The organism is Sanguibacter sp. 25GB23B1, assembly GCF_040012415.1.
In the GTDB taxonomy this organism is placed as follows: domain Bacteria; phylum Actinomycetota; class Actinomycetes; order Actinomycetales; family Cellulomonadaceae; genus Sanguibacter.
Genome location: NZ_JBDYKL010000030.1, coordinates 16301 through 30402, shown reverse-complemented (window position 1 = coordinate 30402; position 14102 = coordinate 16301). Strand labels below are relative to the sequence as shown.

Sequence of the window (14102 nt, the reverse complement as noted above, 5' to 3'; positions counted from 1 at the left end):
CGGTCTCGGTCCGCGGGTGACCTCAGGGTGGTCTGCGGGTGAGGACGCGTCACAAGGAGCGCCCTGCCCCCTCCTTCCTGTGTAGAGGGCGACGACGGCGTCGCCCGGTGGAGGTGAGTGTCATGGTCATCGCTGGGACAGCGCACACCGTGGTCGACCCGACCGCGCACGTGTGCCTCGTCTACCACTACACGGACGGGCACGACTTCACGACGGAGTCGATGCTCGAGGGCGACGCGATCGCCTACATGCCGCTCCTGCAGGCCCGCCGGGTCGACGCCCACCAGTACGTGGCGTCCTTCGCGACGATCGAGCTGCGCAGCGTCTGAACCGTCTCTCCACGTGGCAGAACCCTTCCCTGAACGGAGCAGTCCCATGCCTACCATCCGTATCGAGTCGTACACCGTGCGGGTCGCACGCAACAGCGCAGGCCCGTTCGCGCGGATCTCGATCACCGGTCCGGTGCTGGCCCACGGCATCCAGAACACCGCGACCCTCTTCCTCTTCCCGGCGTACACCGAGCTCGGAGGGTGGGTCACGAACGTCGGAGGGGCGAACGCCGACGGGATCGAGGTCCTCGCACAGGTCCCGTTCAGCGACTTCGACCGCCTGTACGACCTCTTGCGCAACGAGGCTCCGCTCTGGCTGTACTACAGCTACGGTCAGGGTGCGACGACGGCCAAGCCCCTCACCATCTTCGCCATCGAGAGCGGTGACGAGCCGGCCGGGGAAGGCCCGCAGGACGCCGACGCTGTCGAGCAGACGTTCCGCTCGATCATCGCGGTCTCGACGGCCGACCTGACGACCTGACCCACCCGCCGAGGCGGGGCCGTCGGGCGGTGGCGTCAGCTCGTGAAGCGGGCCAGGGCGAAGCGGGCCGCTGATGATCCCGCCGGGGTGTCCACGGGCTCGGTCGCGAGGTCCGCGAGGACCCGCCCGATCGCCGGACCGAACTTGAAGCCGTGCCCGGAGAACCCTGCGGCGACGACCACACGGCCCACCCTGTCGAGGACGAAGTCCTCGTCCGGCGTGGTCGTGTACGTGCAGGAGACCGGGACGAGGTCGTCCGGGTCGACGCCCGGGACCCACTGCGCCACGTAGGACTGCAGGGTCGCGAGGCGTTCTGGCTCGGCGAGGAACGAGCGCCGGTCCGGGTCCGTGACGACGCCGACGCCGTGCAGCCCGACCTTGATGCCCTCCCCGGGCGTCGCCATGCCGTACGCCTCCGCCGGCCAGGTCCGGCCAGGACCGAGGAGGTCGGGTGACGGGCTGTGGGTGAAGCTCGGCCACGAGTCCTCGGCCGGTGCCCCGGCGCGGAGCTGGAAGTGGGCAGGCTGCTCCTGCGTGACGACGACGGGCAGCACCGCGGCCCCGTCCGCGCGCTCTCCGGCACGCGAGTCCGCGCCGAGACCCCCGCCGAGCGCCCCGGGGAGGAGCTGGTCGACCCATCCCCCGGCGGCAAGCACGACGCGCTGCGCGAGGAGCTCGCCGTCGTCGGTGCTCACGCGGACACCGCCCGCGACGGGCAGGATGCTGCGGACTCGCACGTCGTGCCGGATGTCTGCGCCGCGAGCGCGAGCGACCGCCTGGAACGCCTCGACCGCGCGGTCGGCGTGGACGCGACCGGCGGTGCTCGGCTCGTGGAGGACCGAGCCCTCGAAGCGCAGTCCGGGCCACCGCTCGGCGGCCTCCTCGGGGTGGAGCCACTCGTAGGGGACGCCGCGGGCGTCGAAGGCGGCGGCGATGTCGTCGCGGCGGGGCAGGCCGTGGCTCACGCCGCCGGTGAGGGTGAGGACGTCGAGGCCCGACTCCCGCTCGAGCTCGCGCCACAGGCCGAGCGCCTCCTGGGCGAGGTCGAGGTACTCGGGCTGCCCGTAGGTGGTGCGGTAGATGCGGGACGCGCCGTGGGAGGCGCCGTTCGCGTGACCGGGACCGAAGCGTTCGAGGAGGACGACGTCGCGCCCGCGGCGCGCGAGCTCCCAGGCGGCGGCCGAGCCCATGACCCCGCCCCCGACGACGACCACGTCGACCCGTTCCACCTGTTCCGCGCTCATTCGTCCCCGCTCCTCCCGTCGCCGACCGGTAGGGGTCTGGCGTCCGGTCGACGGTAGCGCCCAGCGGTGCGGTGCGACCGCGCTGACCACACCGCGAACGTGCAGGGCGCTATCGTCGTCGGGTGCTGTCCGACGCGCTGACCTTCCGCCCCGCGACGAGTGCCGACCTCCCGGCTGTCGTCGCGCTCGTGAACTCGGCGTACCGCGGTGACGCGAGCCGCGCCGGCTGGACCACCGAGACGGACCTCGTCGGTGGGCCGCGGGCGGACGTGGAGATGCTCCGGGCCGACATCGAGCGCCCCGGCAGCCGGATCGTCCTCGCGGAGTCGGGCGGTGAGGTCTTCGGCTGCGCGCACGTCACCCGGATCTCGGACCGCGCCGCGTACTTCGGTCTCTTCGCCGTCCGGCCCACGACGCAGGGCAACGGCGTCGGCAGCCGGCTCCTCGCAGAGGCCGAGCGCGTGGCCCGCGAGGAGTGGCAGCTGGCCGAGCTGACGATGACGGTGCTCGACGCCCGCCCGGAGCTCCTCGCGTACTACGGGCGCCGCGGCTATCGGCCGACCGGCGACCTCGAGCCGTTCCCGCCCGCGGACGCCGACATGATCGAGATCCTGCGCGACGGGTTGCAGCTCGTCGTCCTGAGCAAGGACCTCGCGTAGACCCGACCGTCGACCGAGACCACCGAGAGCACCGCGACGCCCGAGGAGAGCACATGCAGCGCCTGGCACCTGTCCGGCTGGGAGACCACGACGTCGTGGACACCGCGATCACGCTCCGTGACCCGGACGACCCCACCGGTCGCGACCGGATGCTGCGCAACGTCAGCGTCCCGACGCTCACACCGTTCCTCCCGGACGCGTCGGTGCGGACGGGGACGGGCGTGGTCGTCTCGCCGGGCGGCGCCCTCCACTTCCTCGCGGCGGACAACGAGGGGGCGAACGTGGCGCAGCGGCTCGCGGAGCGTGGGGTCGCCGCGTTCGTGCTCCACTACCGCCTCGCTCCGACCCCGCTCGACGTGGTGGAGCTCGACGCCCTCATGCAGCGGGCCTTCGCCGACCGCTCGATCCTCGGCGAGATCTCGCAGGAGCGGCGCGCGCCGGCGCTGACCGACGGCACCGCCGCCCTGCGGACCGTCCGGGGGAACGCCGAGACCTGGGGCGTCGACCCGGACCGCCTCGGCATGCTCGGCTTCTCCGCCGGTGCGTTCGTCTCTCTCGTGACCACGGTCGACGCGAACCCTGCGGACCGGCCATCCTTCGTCGCACCGGTGTACCCGGCCTGGTGGGACGAGCTCGTGGTTCCCGATCCCGCGCCGCCGATGTTCCTCGCCTGGGCCACGGACGACGGCCTCGGCGACACCATCGTCGACCCGTGCCTGCGGATCTACGACGCCTGGCGACGCGCCGGGGGTGCCGTCGAGGCCCACGCCTACGCCCGGGGCGGCCACGGTTTCGGCGCCCGTCCCCAGGGTGCGCCGTCGGACGACTGGTTCGAAGCGTTCGTGCGCTGGCTGGCGGCCGCAGGCTTCTGACGCCTCCCTACCGGTGTGACGCGACCGGGCCGCCGTCCCACGTGTCGATCTCGTCACCCGGCTCGATTCCGTCATCCGGATCCGCCTCCGTGCCGGTCACCGGCGTCGCTTCCAGAGTCCGGACGAAGGGCACGACGACCCGTCCGCCGGTCCGACGGCTGGACGTGAGGCCAGTGACCGTCTGCGCGTCCAGCGCCGCGATGCTCGGCAGGACGACCGCGGACAGGAAGGTGGCTTCCTCGCTGCGCGGAAGCTCGCGGATCGCATCTCGGAAGGCGTCGGGCACGGACTCGGCAAGGCTCCGGACCCTCTGAAGGATCGCCTCCTCCGGTTGCCCGACGACCTTCGCAAAGCGCACCCAGTGCTTCGCCTCGACCTCGCCGAACGCCTTCTCCCCGCCGATCGACATCGCAGCAGACGTGTAGCGGAGCCTGCCCGTCGCGCTCGGGACGAGCCCCGTCGAGACGTCGTACAAGGGGGCCAGCCGCGCGGTGCGCCCCAGCAGCAGCATCGAGTAGTTCTTCGCGTGGCCATCGGGGGCACCAAGCAGGTAGCCGGCGATCGTGGCATCGGTGAAGCGCGCGGCGGAGTCGTCGTCGGCCGCGGTGCGGAGACGCTTGATGATCGCACCGACACCTGGTCCTCGATCAGCCTCGTACTTGCGGCGGGGGTCCATCGCGAAGGTCTGGACCATGTCCTCCTGGTGGATCCGCACGACCGTCCCGGCCTGGTTCGGGCGTCGGTCGTAGCGCGTGACGACGATCGCGGGCTGGTCGTCGAACAGGACGTGCTCGGTCGTCGCCACGTCCAGGCCGAGCAGGCCGAGCGCACGCATGCTCACGTGCTCGGCGAGCGCCTGCGAGCGGATCCTGGAGATCCCAGGCTTGATGATGTGGGTCGAGGCCACGCTGCCGGACGGCAGACCCCAGCCGCCGTCCGCACGGCGGACGAGCGCGAACTTGCCCTGCCCACCCGCCAGGCTCCAGTGCTCGTCATGCTCGTCGTGCCAAGCACCGTCGTCCTGGCGCAGCTGGCGCAAGCGGCCGGCGATGTCGACCTCGGAGAGCGGCTCGACGGCTCCCGGCCGAGCGAGGAGGTCGTCGAGCTCGTCCGGTGCGGCGAACACCGCCGCGCCCGCAGTATCCGCGCCGATGGCCGCGATCAGGCCGAGGGTGTCCCCTGGGCTGACCTGGAAGCGTCGTGCCCATCGGGTTCGGACCTCCTCGTGGTCGGGCAACAACCCCTTGAGGAACGCCTCGACGGACCGGGTTGGGTACACATCCGCGGAGAGCGGCATCGAGAGGGACAACGGGGTCGGGTTGGCCGCACCCAGGTACGCCGTGTCGTAGCTCAGCCCGATCCTGTTCCGATCGCGGACGATCGTGCCTGCGCGACGCCCGTAGAGCGCGAACGCGAGCTCGGTGACCTTTGTCATGAGCTGAGCAGATCGTCGAGGGCGGCGTCGAAGGATGGCCGCGCATCCTCCACCAGGGCGAACGACAGGTGCAGCGCGCGTGCGACGGCCAGCACCCGGGACAGCTCTGCGCCGGGGCGCTTACCCTGCTCGAGATCGATGACGAAGGCGCGGGAGACTTTCGCCGACGCCGCGACCTGCGCCTGGGTCAGCCCAGCCTCGCGACGCGCCGCGCGCAGCTGCGCCCCCAGCTCTGGCGCGTTCGTCACGGTCACCACGACTGTCACGATACCATGACTTTGCATAAGGTCACGGCTCTATGACTTTCGCGCATGTCATGGATCCGTGACACGCCGCCTCGGTCGCGCGACTCCTCGCCCACCCTCCTCCCTGTGGCTAAGGTGAAGGACGTGACCCAGCTCGGACAGCACCCCGCGCCCTCGCACGCCGTCGCCCACATCAGCGACACCCACTTCCTCGCCGGGAACCGCAGGCTCTACGACGCGGTCGACACCCAGGCGAACCTCGAACGGGCGCTGCGCCAGCTCGAGCGGTCGGACATCCGTCCGCAGGCGCTCGTCTTCACGGGCGACCTCGCGGACCGCGGGGAGCCCGAGGCCTACGCGCGGCTGCGAGCGGTCGTCGAGCCTGTCGCCGCCCGGATGGGCGCGCAGGTCGTCTGGGTCATGGGCAACCACGACGAGCGGCTGCGCTACTCCCAGGGCCTGTTCGACGAGGCCGGCTCCGACGAGCCCCAGGACCGCGTCTACGACGTCGACGGTCTGCGCATCGTCTCGCTCGACACGAGCGTCGTCGGCTACCACCACGGCGACCTCACGGACGCGCAGCTCGACTGGCTCGCCGACGTCCTCACGACGCCCGCACCCCACGGGACGCTCGTCGCGATGCACCACCCACCGATCCCGACGCCGCTCCTGTGGGCGATGGACATGCTCGAGCTGCAGCAGCAGGACCGCTTCGCCCGCGTCATCGAGGGCACCGACGTCCGGGGCGTCCTCGCCGGGCACCTGCACTACTCGACGCACAGCCTCGTCGCCGGGATCCCCGTGTCCGTGGCTGCCGCCACCTGCTACACGCTCGACCTCAGCGCCCACGAGCGGCTGCTCTCCGGGGTGGACTCCGGGCAGTCCATGACCATCGTCCACGCCTACCCGGACCGGGTCGTCCACTCGCTCGTGCCGATCGCCGAGCCCGTCGAGGTCTCCGGCTTCTCCTCCGAGCACCGCGCGACGATCGAGGCGATGACGCCGGAGCAGCGCCTGGAGATGTTCTCGAGCAAGCGCTCGCCGTTCAACCTCGGCGCAGAGCCGTCGGGCGCGGAGCCGTCGGGCGCGGAGCCGTCGGGCGCGGAGCCGTCGGGAGCGGAGCCGTCGGGAGCGCAGCCGTCGGGCGACTGACGAGCTAGGGCACGATCCGGCGGACGAGCGCTTCCCAGCCGTCGGCGAGGCGGTCGCGCGGGATGCCGCCGGGGCCGGTCTCGTGGTGGGTCATGCTCGCGTCGAGGGCGGAGAGCAGGTGGAGCGCGAGGACCGGGACGTCGGCCTCGACCTCGGCCTGCCGGAGGAGCATCTGCAGGTGGACGTGCCCGGCCGAGCGCGGCGCCCAGGCCGTCCGCGCCTCGGGCGCCGACGCGACCTCGCAGAGCAGGTCGCCCTGGACGTCGAGCATCGCGATGCGACCGCGACCGTACGCGACGATCCGTTCGACGGGCTCGGCGCCGGGCCCGAGCGGCGGTGGACCGGAGAGGAACGCGCGCTGGAACTCGGTCTCGGTCTCCTGCAGGAGCGCCTGGAGGAGACCGAGCCGGGACCCGAAGCGACGGAAGACCGTCCCCTTCCCCAGCCCGGCCTCGCGCGCGAGCGCGTCCATCGTCATGCCTGCGACGCCGCGGTCGTCGAGCATCGCGCGCGCCGTGGAGAGCAGGCGCTCCCGGTTGCGTGCGGCGTCGGCACGCTCGGCGCACTCGCTCTTGTCAGCGAGCATGGCCCTCCGTCCGATGGTTGAGATCCCTGCGGTCAGGAATAGGAAACGGACCGCAGTCCGTTTAACGTGTGCAGAGCAGTACTGCGGCGTCGCCACAGGCGACGAGCATCCCATCGAAGGAGCACACCATGCCAGCCACGACCATCCTCGTCCTCGTCGGCAGCCTCCGCGGCGGCTCGACGAACCGCCAGCTCGCCGAGACCGCCGCCGAGCTCGCCCCGGCCGACGTCACCCTCACGATCTACCCGTCGCTCGCCGACCTCCCCTTCTACGACGAGGACCTCGACCTCGAGGGCTCCGCACCCGAGAGCGCCGACGCCTTCCGTGCGGCCGTCGCCGCCGCCGACGCCCTCCTCGTCGTCACGCCCGAGCACAACGGCACCATCCCCGCCGTCCTCAAGAACGCGATCGACTGGGCGTCACGCCCCTTCGGCGTCGGCGCCCTCACCCAGAAGCCCGTCGCCGTCATCGGCAGCGCCTTCGGCCAGTTCGGCGGCGTCTGGGCGCACGACGAGGCCCGCAAGGCGCTCGGGATCGCCGGGGCGAGCGTCATCGACGACGTGACGATGTCCGTCCCGGGATCTCTCGTGCGCTTCGCCGAGACACACCCCCGGGACGACGCCGAGGTCGTCGAGCAGCTGCGCGCCGTCGTCACGGCCGTGGCCGCTCGTGCGACGGCGTCGGCGCCGGCGGCCTGACAGAACCTGCCCCGGCGGCGAGCACCTTCCGGGGCAGGGGCGGGCACGAGCAGGCGGGGCGGGCGATACTGGGCGGGTGGATCCCTCCCCCGTCACGTCGTCCGCCCCGCCGCTCGAACGCCCGCAGATCATGTCGCAGCGGTGGGAAGAGCTGACGTTCCTGCACTGGCGGGTGGATCCCGGTCTCGTCGCGCCGCTGCTGCCTCGCGGCACCACGCCGGACCTGTTCGACGGCGCGACGTACGTGGGTCTCGTCCCGTTCCGCCTGGCCGACGCCGGGGTCGCCCGCGGCCCGGCCGTCCCCTGGCTCGGGACCTTCGCGGAGACGAACGTTCGGCTCTACTCGGTCGACGCGGCAGGGCAGCGTGGCGTGGTGTTCAGGTCGCTCGAGGCCGCGCGGCTCGCTGTCGTCCTCGCCGCCCGGGTCGGCTTCGGCCTTCCGTACACGTGGGCGCGCATGCGCGTCGACCGGACGCCGACGACGATCACCTACACGACGGCCCGACGCCTGCCGGGCCCGCGTGGTGCCGGCGGACGGATCGTCGTCGAGCCGGGCGAGCGGATCGCGGAACCCGACCTGCTCGCTCAGTTCCTCACCGCGCGCTGGGGCTTGCACACGCGGCACCTGGGCCGGCTCCTCTACGTGCCGAACGAGCACGAGCCGTGGCCGCTCCACCACGCGCGACTCGTGCACCTCGACGACTCCCTCGTCGCGGCCGCTGGTCTCCCCGGCCTCGTCGACCGGGCACCCGACTCGGTCCTGTGGTCGCCGGGTGTGCGGACGGTGTTCGGCACCCCGCGTCGCGCGGGCTGACGGGACCCGTCTCAGACCGGCGGGAGCAGCGCGACGATCTCGTCGGCTGTCGCGACCTGGCCGAGGGCCGGGAAGACGCGCTGGACGCTCGCGTCATGACTCTCCTGGCGCGGGTCCGTCATGGCATCCGCGGCGAGGACCACGCCGTACCCGAGGTCGTAGCCCTGGCGGGCGGTCGACTCGACGCCGAAGCTCGTCGCGAGCCCTGCGAGCACGATCTGGGTGATCCCACGCTCGCGCAGCTGCGCGTCGAGGTCCGTCCCGGCGAAGGCGCTCCACGTGCGCCGGGTGACGACGAGGTCGTCGGGCTGCTGGTCGAGCTCGGGCCGGAGCTCGCTCCAGGCGGGCGGGAACTCGCGGGCGCCGGCGCCGTGGGCGGTGCGCCCGGCGGGCGTGCCGGTGACGGTCGCGAGGACGACGGGGAGGGCGCGCGTGCGGAAGGCGTCGACGAGGTGGACGGCGTGGGTGATCACGCCCTCCACGGGGTGGGCGGTGGGGTTGGCGGTGGTGCCGACCTGGAGGTCGACGACGACGAGGGCGATCTGCGCATCCAGCTCTGCGACAGGCATGGACGTCCTCCTTCGGGGAGATCAGTGGCGAGAGGCCTCGCCACACAGTCATGATACGCAGTCTCAATCATAGGACGCGATCTCGCTCGGTAGTCTGTGCACATGACCTCAGGCGTCCGAGACCTCACGCGCGACGCCGTGCGCACCCAGCTGGCCGAGGCGGCCTACGACTGCTTCCTGGCCCGCGGCTTCGAGAGAACGACCGTCGAGGACGCCGCCCGCGCAGCGGGCGTCTCGCGCGCGACGTTCTTCCGGTACTTCCGGTCGAAGGAGGACGCCGTCATCGTCGCGATGGAGTCCGCCGCCCTCGACTTCGGCACCCGCCTGCGGACCCTCGACGTGCGCGACGGCCGACCGGTGTGGCAGCACCTGCGCACCGCCTTCGAACCGGCCGTCGAGTCCACCGATGCCGCCCCGGAGCGCGTGCGCGCCAAGGCCCGGATGATCTCTTCGGTCCCGTCCCTCGCTGCCCACCTCGCTGAGCGCCGCCGGGCGCAGGAGACGCTCCTCTCGGACGCGCTCGCCGAGCAGGTCCAGGACCCGCTCACTGCGAAGGTCCTCGTCGCCACAGCCCTGGCCGCCTTCGATCTCGCGTGGCGCGAGTGGGCCGCGTCCACCGCGTCGTTCCGCGAGGTGCTCGACGACGTCTTCGCCCGCCTCGACGTGACTCCTCATCCCTGACGATCGGAGCGGACGATGCCGGATCTCGCGATGAGCACGGTGCTGGGTGGCCCCGAGCTCGATCTGGGCCAGCTGCGCGCACTGCGGCACGCGCTCAAGACGGCCGTCTCCGAGGTGAGCGTCGACGGCCTCGACGAGATCGACGTCCAGCTGCGGATCGGCGGGTCGATCACCCCGGCCGAGGGCGACGGAGGCGTGCACTCCGTCCGCTTCTCCGCCGCACGCCGCCGGATCACTGCGAACGCCATCGTACCCAAGGTTGTCATCTAGCAAGTCGTGCGTCAGGATGGGCTTGTTGCCCTGACGCCGATACAGGGCCGAGGAGGGACGATCATGAGCGCTCACCACACCGTCCGCGTCGAGCTCGACACCCGGGAAGACGTCGACGCCCGGATCCTCGCTGCTCTCGGCTCCTATGCGGCGACCACGAGCCGCGGCCCCCGCGGCCACGTCGTGGTGGCGATCACGGTGCCGGCCGACACCGTGGTCCAGGCCGTCCAGACCGCCGTCGCCGTCGTCGCCCAGGCGAGCGACGCACCCGTGCTCGCCGTCGAGGCGCTGCCTGCGGAGGAGTCGGCGAAGCGCGCGGGGCTCACGCCCGTGCCGCGTCTGCTCTCCGTCTCCGAGGCCGCCGCCGAGCTGGGCGTCAGCAGGCAGGCGGTGCTCCAGAGGATCGACTCCGGATCCCTGCCCGCGGTCCGCATCGGCTCCACCTGGGCGGTTCCGGCGTCCGCCCTGCTCGCAGCACGCCCGGCGCAGGCCCGGCGACGCGAGAGCCTCGCGGAGGTGGCCGCAACCTGGGAGGGCGAGGGCCGCTGGCCCGACGACGCCAGCGCACCCGCGCCGGGGCCAGGACCGATGCCGAGCTCCGCACCGCTGCCGCTGCCCCTCGGCGCGAACGTCCCGCTCAGCCCGATGTGAGCCGGTGGAGCGCCGCCTCGGCGTCGGGGGTGAGGGTCACGCTCGAGCCGAGCAGCGCTGCCGCAGCCAACCGGGCGAGGACGTCGGCCCGCCGCGCGGGCTGGACCCCGGCGAAGAGGGTCGGGTCGACGTAGGTGACGGTGTAGAGGTCGCCGTCGTCGAGCGTGGATCCCTCGGGCTCGGAGTCCTCGTCCGGCACGGCCAGCTCGATCCACGCCTCCCGCAACGGCTCCTCGGTGATGACGAGAGGTCGACGGTCTCCCAGAGCGGTCATGAGGCGCTCCGTCGCGACGTCCGAGGCACCGTCCCACGCGTCGGAGTCACCGACGACGGCGGTATCCTGCGGCATCTCGATCGTCACGGTGAGCCACACGCCCTCGGGGTCGTGGTGGTCGAAGAGGTAGAACCCGTCGTCGAGGCTCGGCCACCTCTTCTCCGCCCCGCTCGTGAGCGCACCGCTGCTGATGCTGCACGCGCCGACGTAGAACCCGTCCTCCGCCGCGCCGCTGGTGTTGATCGCCATCTCGAGCCGTGTCCCGATCGACTCGTCCCGGATGCGGGCGAGGACGGACGGGGTGTCGGCCGAGTCGTACGAGCGGAGCGCGGCGGGGTCCTCGACGACGCGGGCGAGGGCGTCCGGCCCGGCGGCGAGCACGGCGTGCATCGCACGGACGAAGCGTCGCCTGCCGAAACGCTCCTCGGGCGCGATCCAGGCGTCGCGGCTCAGGTGCCGTGCGTGCTCCTCGGTGTCGAGGAGCAGCAGTGCGCGGCCGAGCTGCTCGTCCGCCGTGACGAGCGTGTCGCGCGGCGTCCGCAGGGCCTCCTCGAGCATCCGGTCGAGGCTGTCCGGCGTGATCCGACCGCCGAGGGGCCGGAGCACGGTCCAGAGCTCGGTCCAGTCCGTCGGCTCGCCCGCGCGGGTGAACAGGTCTCGCAGTCCCACCGGGATCAGCCGAAGATCTCGGGGAGGGTGCGCGTGAAGGCCTCGCGCGCCTCGTCCAGCGGGAGCGTGAACAGTCCGTCGATCTCGAGGGACTCGACGCCGTCGACGTCGTGGCCGGCCTCGCCGATCTTCAGGTACGGTACGCCCCGGGCGTAGCAGGCGTCGACGAAGCGGACCTCTTCGCCCCGCGGCACGGCGACGATCGCCCGCGCCGTCGTCTCGGAGAAGAGCGCCTCGAAGGCCGTGACGCCGTCGCGCTCGAGGAGCCCGTCGATCGACACCTTCGCGCCGATGCCGAAGCGCAGGCTCGCCTCGATGAGTCCCTGGACGAGGCCACCCTCGGAGAGGTCGTGCGCGGCGTCGACGAGCTCGTCGCGCGTCGCGTTGATGAGCACCTCGGCGAGCGCGCGCTCGGCGGCGAGGTCGAGGCGGGGCGGGAGTCCGCCGAGGTGGGAGTGGACCACGTCGGCCCAGGCGGAGCCGTCGAGCTCGGGGAGCGTGGAACCGAGGAGGAAGATCGTCTCGCCGGGTGCGCGCCAGCCGGAGCCGGTCGCGCGCGCGACGTCGTCGAGGACGCCGAGCACCCCGACCACGGGGGTCGGGTGGATCGACGAGTCGATCTGCCCCGGCTCGCCGGTGCCGTTGTAGAGCGAGACGTTGCCGCCGGTGACGGGGACGCCGAGCGTCTGGCAGCCGTCGGCCAGGCCCTCGATCGCCTCGACGAGCTGCCACATGGAGTCGGGGTCCTCGGGGGAGCCGAAGTTCAGGCAGTCGGTGATGGCGAGCGGGCGGGCACCGGTCGCGGCGACGTTGCGGTACGCCTCCGCGAGCGCGAGCTGGGCACCCGTGCGGGGGTCGAGCTTCGTGTAGCGCCCGTTCGCGTCCGTGGCGAGGGCCACGCCGAGGCCGGTCGTCTCGTCGACGCGGATGATGCCGCCGTCGTCGGGCTGGGCGAGCGCGGTGTTGCCCTGGACGAAGCGGTCGTACTGGTTGGTCACCCACTCCTTCGACGCGAGGTTCGGGGAGGAGAGCAGGCGCAGCGCGGTCTCGCGCAGCTCGTCGCCGGTCTCGGGGCGGGCGAGCCCGGCCGCGACGACGGTGTCGGCGTTGAGCGCGTCCTGCCAGGCGGGGCGCGCGTACGGGCGGTGGTAGACCGGCCCCTCGTGCGCGACCGTCTTCGGGTCGACGTCGACGATGCGCTGGCCGTGGTGGTCGATGGTCAGGCGGCCGGACCCGTTGACCTCGCCGACGACCGCCGTCTCGACGTCCCACTTCCCGGTGATCGCGAGGAACGCGTCGAGCTTCTCCGGCGTGACGACCGCCATCATGCGTTCCTGCGACTCGGACATGAGGATCTCGCCGGCGTTGAGCGACGGGTCGCGCAGCAGCACGTCGTCGAGCCACACGTGCATGCCGCCGTCGCCGTTGGACGCGAGCTCGGAGGTCGCGCAGGAGATCCCGGCCGCGCCGAGGTCCTGGATGCCCTCGACGACCTTGGCCGCGTAGAGCTCGAGGCAGCACTCGATGAGGACCTTCTCCATGAAGGGGTCGCCCACCTGGACGCTCGGGCGCTTGGCGGGGACGCCGTCCTCGAACGTCTCGGACGCGAGGATGGACGCGCCGCCGATGCCGTCGCCGCCCGTGCGCGCACCGAAGAGGACCACCTTGTTGCCGATGCCGGACGCGTTGGCGAGGTGGATGTCCTCGTGGCGCAGCACGCCGAGGCACAGCGCGTTGACGAGCGGGTTTCCCTGGTAGGAGCCGTCGAAGACGAGCTCACCACCGATGTTGGGCAGGCCGAGCGAGTTGCCGTAGCCGCCGACGCCCGCGACGACGCCGTGCACGACGCGTGCGGTGTCCGGGTGGTCGACCGCGCCGAAGCGCAGCTGGTCCATGACGGCGACGGGACGCGCACCCATGGAGATGATGTCGCGGACGATCCCGCCCACCCCGGTCGCGGCACCCTGGTACGGCTCCACGTAGCTCGGGTGGTTGTGGGACTCGACCTTGAACGTGACGGCCCAGCCGTCACCGATGTCGACGACACCCGCGTTCTCGCCGATGCCGACGAGGAGGTGCTTCTTCATCTCCGGCGTGGTCTTCTCGCCGAAGGTGCTCAGGTGCACCTTGGAGGACTTGTACGAGCAGTGCTCGGACCACATGACCGAGTACATCGCGAGCTCGGCGGCCGTGGGGCGCCGCCCGAGGATGTCGCGGATGCGCTGGTACTCGTCCGGCTTGAGGCCGAGGGCCGCGAAGGGCTGGACCTCGTCGGGAGTCGTGGCGGCGTGCTCGACAGTGTCGAGGGCGGGCTTGCTGGGAGCAGTCACGCGGCCAGTTTAGCCGGGAGGGCGGGCGACCCCAGTCGACGTCTCACGGACCTCGTCCGGTCGCCCGCGCACCCGGGGGTAGCCCGAGATGTCCTTTCTCCGGTAGACAGGAACCTCAGGCCAGGTCCCGGCACCGGAGGTCA

The 14102-nt window shown here is 72.2% G+C and carries 17 protein-coding genes; 10 read left to right on the top strand and 7 right to left on the bottom strand.

Features of this window, described 5'->3' with window-relative positions; translation table 11 throughout:
* Positions 1-122: 122 nt before the first annotated feature.
* Entirely contained in the window at positions 123-329 is a 207-nt protein-coding gene (locus ABKW26_RS15315) for a hypothetical protein (protein WP_348594711.1), read from the top strand.
* Between the two features lie 46 nt (positions 330-375).
* A complete protein-coding gene (locus ABKW26_RS15310) occupies positions 376-810 on the top strand; it encodes a hypothetical protein (RefSeq protein WP_348594709.1) in 435 nt (144 codons plus the stop codon).
* Between the two features lie 35 nt (positions 811-845).
* Here ABKW26_RS15310 and ABKW26_RS15305 read toward each other — a convergent pair whose 3' ends face one another.
* A complete protein-coding gene (locus ABKW26_RS15305; RefSeq protein ID WP_348594708.1) occupies positions 846-2054 on the bottom strand; it encodes an FAD-dependent oxidoreductase in 1209 nt (402 codons plus the stop codon).
* A gap of 122 nt (positions 2055-2176) precedes the next feature.
* Between ABKW26_RS15305 and ABKW26_RS15300 the strand changes: the two genes are divergently transcribed.
* Together ABKW26_RS15300 and ABKW26_RS15295 are read left to right on the top strand one after the other, a co-directional pair.
* Complete coding sequence (locus ABKW26_RS15300; RefSeq protein ID WP_348594707.1) at positions 2177-2713, top strand: GNAT family N-acetyltransferase; 537 nt, start codon at positions 2177-2179, stop codon at positions 2711-2713.
* 53 nt (positions 2714-2766) lie between these two features.
* Complete coding sequence (locus ABKW26_RS15295; RefSeq protein ID WP_348594705.1) at positions 2767-3585, top strand: alpha/beta hydrolase fold domain-containing protein; 819 nt, start codon at positions 2767-2769, stop codon at positions 3583-3585.
* A 7-nt stretch (positions 3586-3592) separates the two neighbouring features.
* On the opposite strand, the gene ABKW26_RS15290 is transcribed toward ABKW26_RS15295, so the two are convergent.
* Together ABKW26_RS15290 and ABKW26_RS15285 are read right to left on the bottom strand one after the other, a co-directional pair.
* Positions 3593-5020 carry a type II toxin-antitoxin system HipA family toxin gene (locus ABKW26_RS15290; protein ID WP_348594704.1) on the bottom strand — a complete coding sequence of 476 codons (1428 nt, stop codon included), beginning with the start codon at positions 5018-5020 and terminating at the stop codon, positions 3593-3595.
* A complete protein-coding gene (locus ABKW26_RS15285; protein WP_348594703.1) occupies positions 5017-5277 on the bottom strand; it encodes a helix-turn-helix domain-containing protein in 261 nt (86 codons plus the stop codon). Before ABKW26_RS15285 ends, ABKW26_RS15290 begins: the two co-directional genes overlap by 4 nt.
* Positions 5278-5409: 132 nt before the next feature.
* Between ABKW26_RS15285 and ABKW26_RS15280 the strand changes: the two genes are divergently transcribed.
* Positions 5410-6417: a phosphodiesterase gene (locus ABKW26_RS15280; protein ID WP_348594702.1), complete on the top strand. Its 1008-nt coding sequence runs from the start codon at positions 5410-5412 to the stop codon at positions 6415-6417.
* Positions 6418-6421: 4 nt separating this feature from the next.
* Here the strand turns inward: ABKW26_RS15280 and ABKW26_RS15275 are convergent, their stop codons facing one another.
* Positions 6422-7003, bottom strand: a complete 582-nt coding sequence (locus ABKW26_RS15275; RefSeq protein WP_348594701.1) for a helix-turn-helix domain-containing protein — start codon at positions 7001-7003, stop codon at positions 6422-6424.
* A 128-nt stretch (positions 7004-7131) separates the two neighbouring features.
* On the opposite strand from ABKW26_RS15275, the gene ABKW26_RS15270 reads away from it, so the two are divergent.
* Both ABKW26_RS15270 and ABKW26_RS15265 read left to right on the top strand, forming a co-directional pair.
* Complete coding sequence (locus ABKW26_RS15270) at positions 7132-7701, top strand: NAD(P)H-dependent oxidoreductase (RefSeq protein WP_348594699.1); 570 nt, start codon at positions 7132-7134, stop codon at positions 7699-7701.
* A 76-nt stretch (positions 7702-7777) separates the two neighbouring features.
* Positions 7778-8515, top strand: coding sequence for a DUF2071 domain-containing protein (locus ABKW26_RS15265; RefSeq protein WP_348594697.1), 738 nt, complete (start codon positions 7778-7780; stop codon positions 8513-8515).
* Positions 8516-8526: 11 nt separating this feature from the next.
* Here ABKW26_RS15265 and ABKW26_RS15260 read toward each other — a convergent pair whose 3' ends face one another.
* Positions 8527-9084 carry an isochorismatase family protein gene (locus ABKW26_RS15260; RefSeq protein WP_348594695.1) on the bottom strand — a complete coding sequence of 186 codons (558 nt, stop codon included), beginning with the start codon at positions 9082-9084 and terminating at the stop codon, positions 8527-8529.
* 102 nt (positions 9085-9186) lie between these two features.
* Here ABKW26_RS15260 and ABKW26_RS15255 point away from each other — a divergent pair, with 102 nt between their 5' ends.
* The 3 genes from ABKW26_RS15255 to ABKW26_RS15245 all read left to right on the top strand — a co-directional run bounded on the left by ABKW26_RS15255 (position 9187) and on the right by ABKW26_RS15245 (position 10686).
* Entirely contained in the window at positions 9187-9765 is a 579-nt protein-coding gene (locus ABKW26_RS15255; protein WP_348594693.1) for a TetR family transcriptional regulator, read from the top strand.
* Positions 9766-9795: 30 nt separating this feature from the next.
* Positions 9796-10035 carry a hypothetical protein gene (locus ABKW26_RS15250; RefSeq protein WP_348594691.1) on the top strand — a complete coding sequence of 80 codons (240 nt, stop codon included), beginning with the start codon at positions 9796-9798 and terminating at the stop codon, positions 10033-10035.
* Between the two features lie 63 nt (positions 10036-10098).
* Positions 10099-10686: a helix-turn-helix domain-containing protein gene (locus tag ABKW26_RS15245; RefSeq protein ID WP_348594689.1), complete on the top strand. Its 588-nt coding sequence runs from the start codon at positions 10099-10101 to the stop codon at positions 10684-10686.
* On the opposite strand, the gene ABKW26_RS15240 is transcribed toward ABKW26_RS15245, so the two are convergent.
* Positions 10673-11629, bottom strand: a complete 957-nt coding sequence (locus tag ABKW26_RS15240; RefSeq protein WP_348594687.1) for a hypothetical protein — start codon at positions 11627-11629, stop codon at positions 10673-10675. The two genes, ABKW26_RS15245 and ABKW26_RS15240, sit on opposite strands and share 14 nt — an antisense overlap.
* A 5-nt stretch (positions 11630-11634) precedes the next feature.
* On the bottom strand, positions 11635-13959 hold the full coding sequence (purL, locus tag ABKW26_RS15235; protein WP_348594685.1) for a phosphoribosylformylglycinamidine synthase subunit PurL: 2325 nt from the start codon (positions 13957-13959) through the stop codon (positions 11635-11637).
* Between the last annotated feature and the right edge of the window lie 143 nt (positions 13960-14102).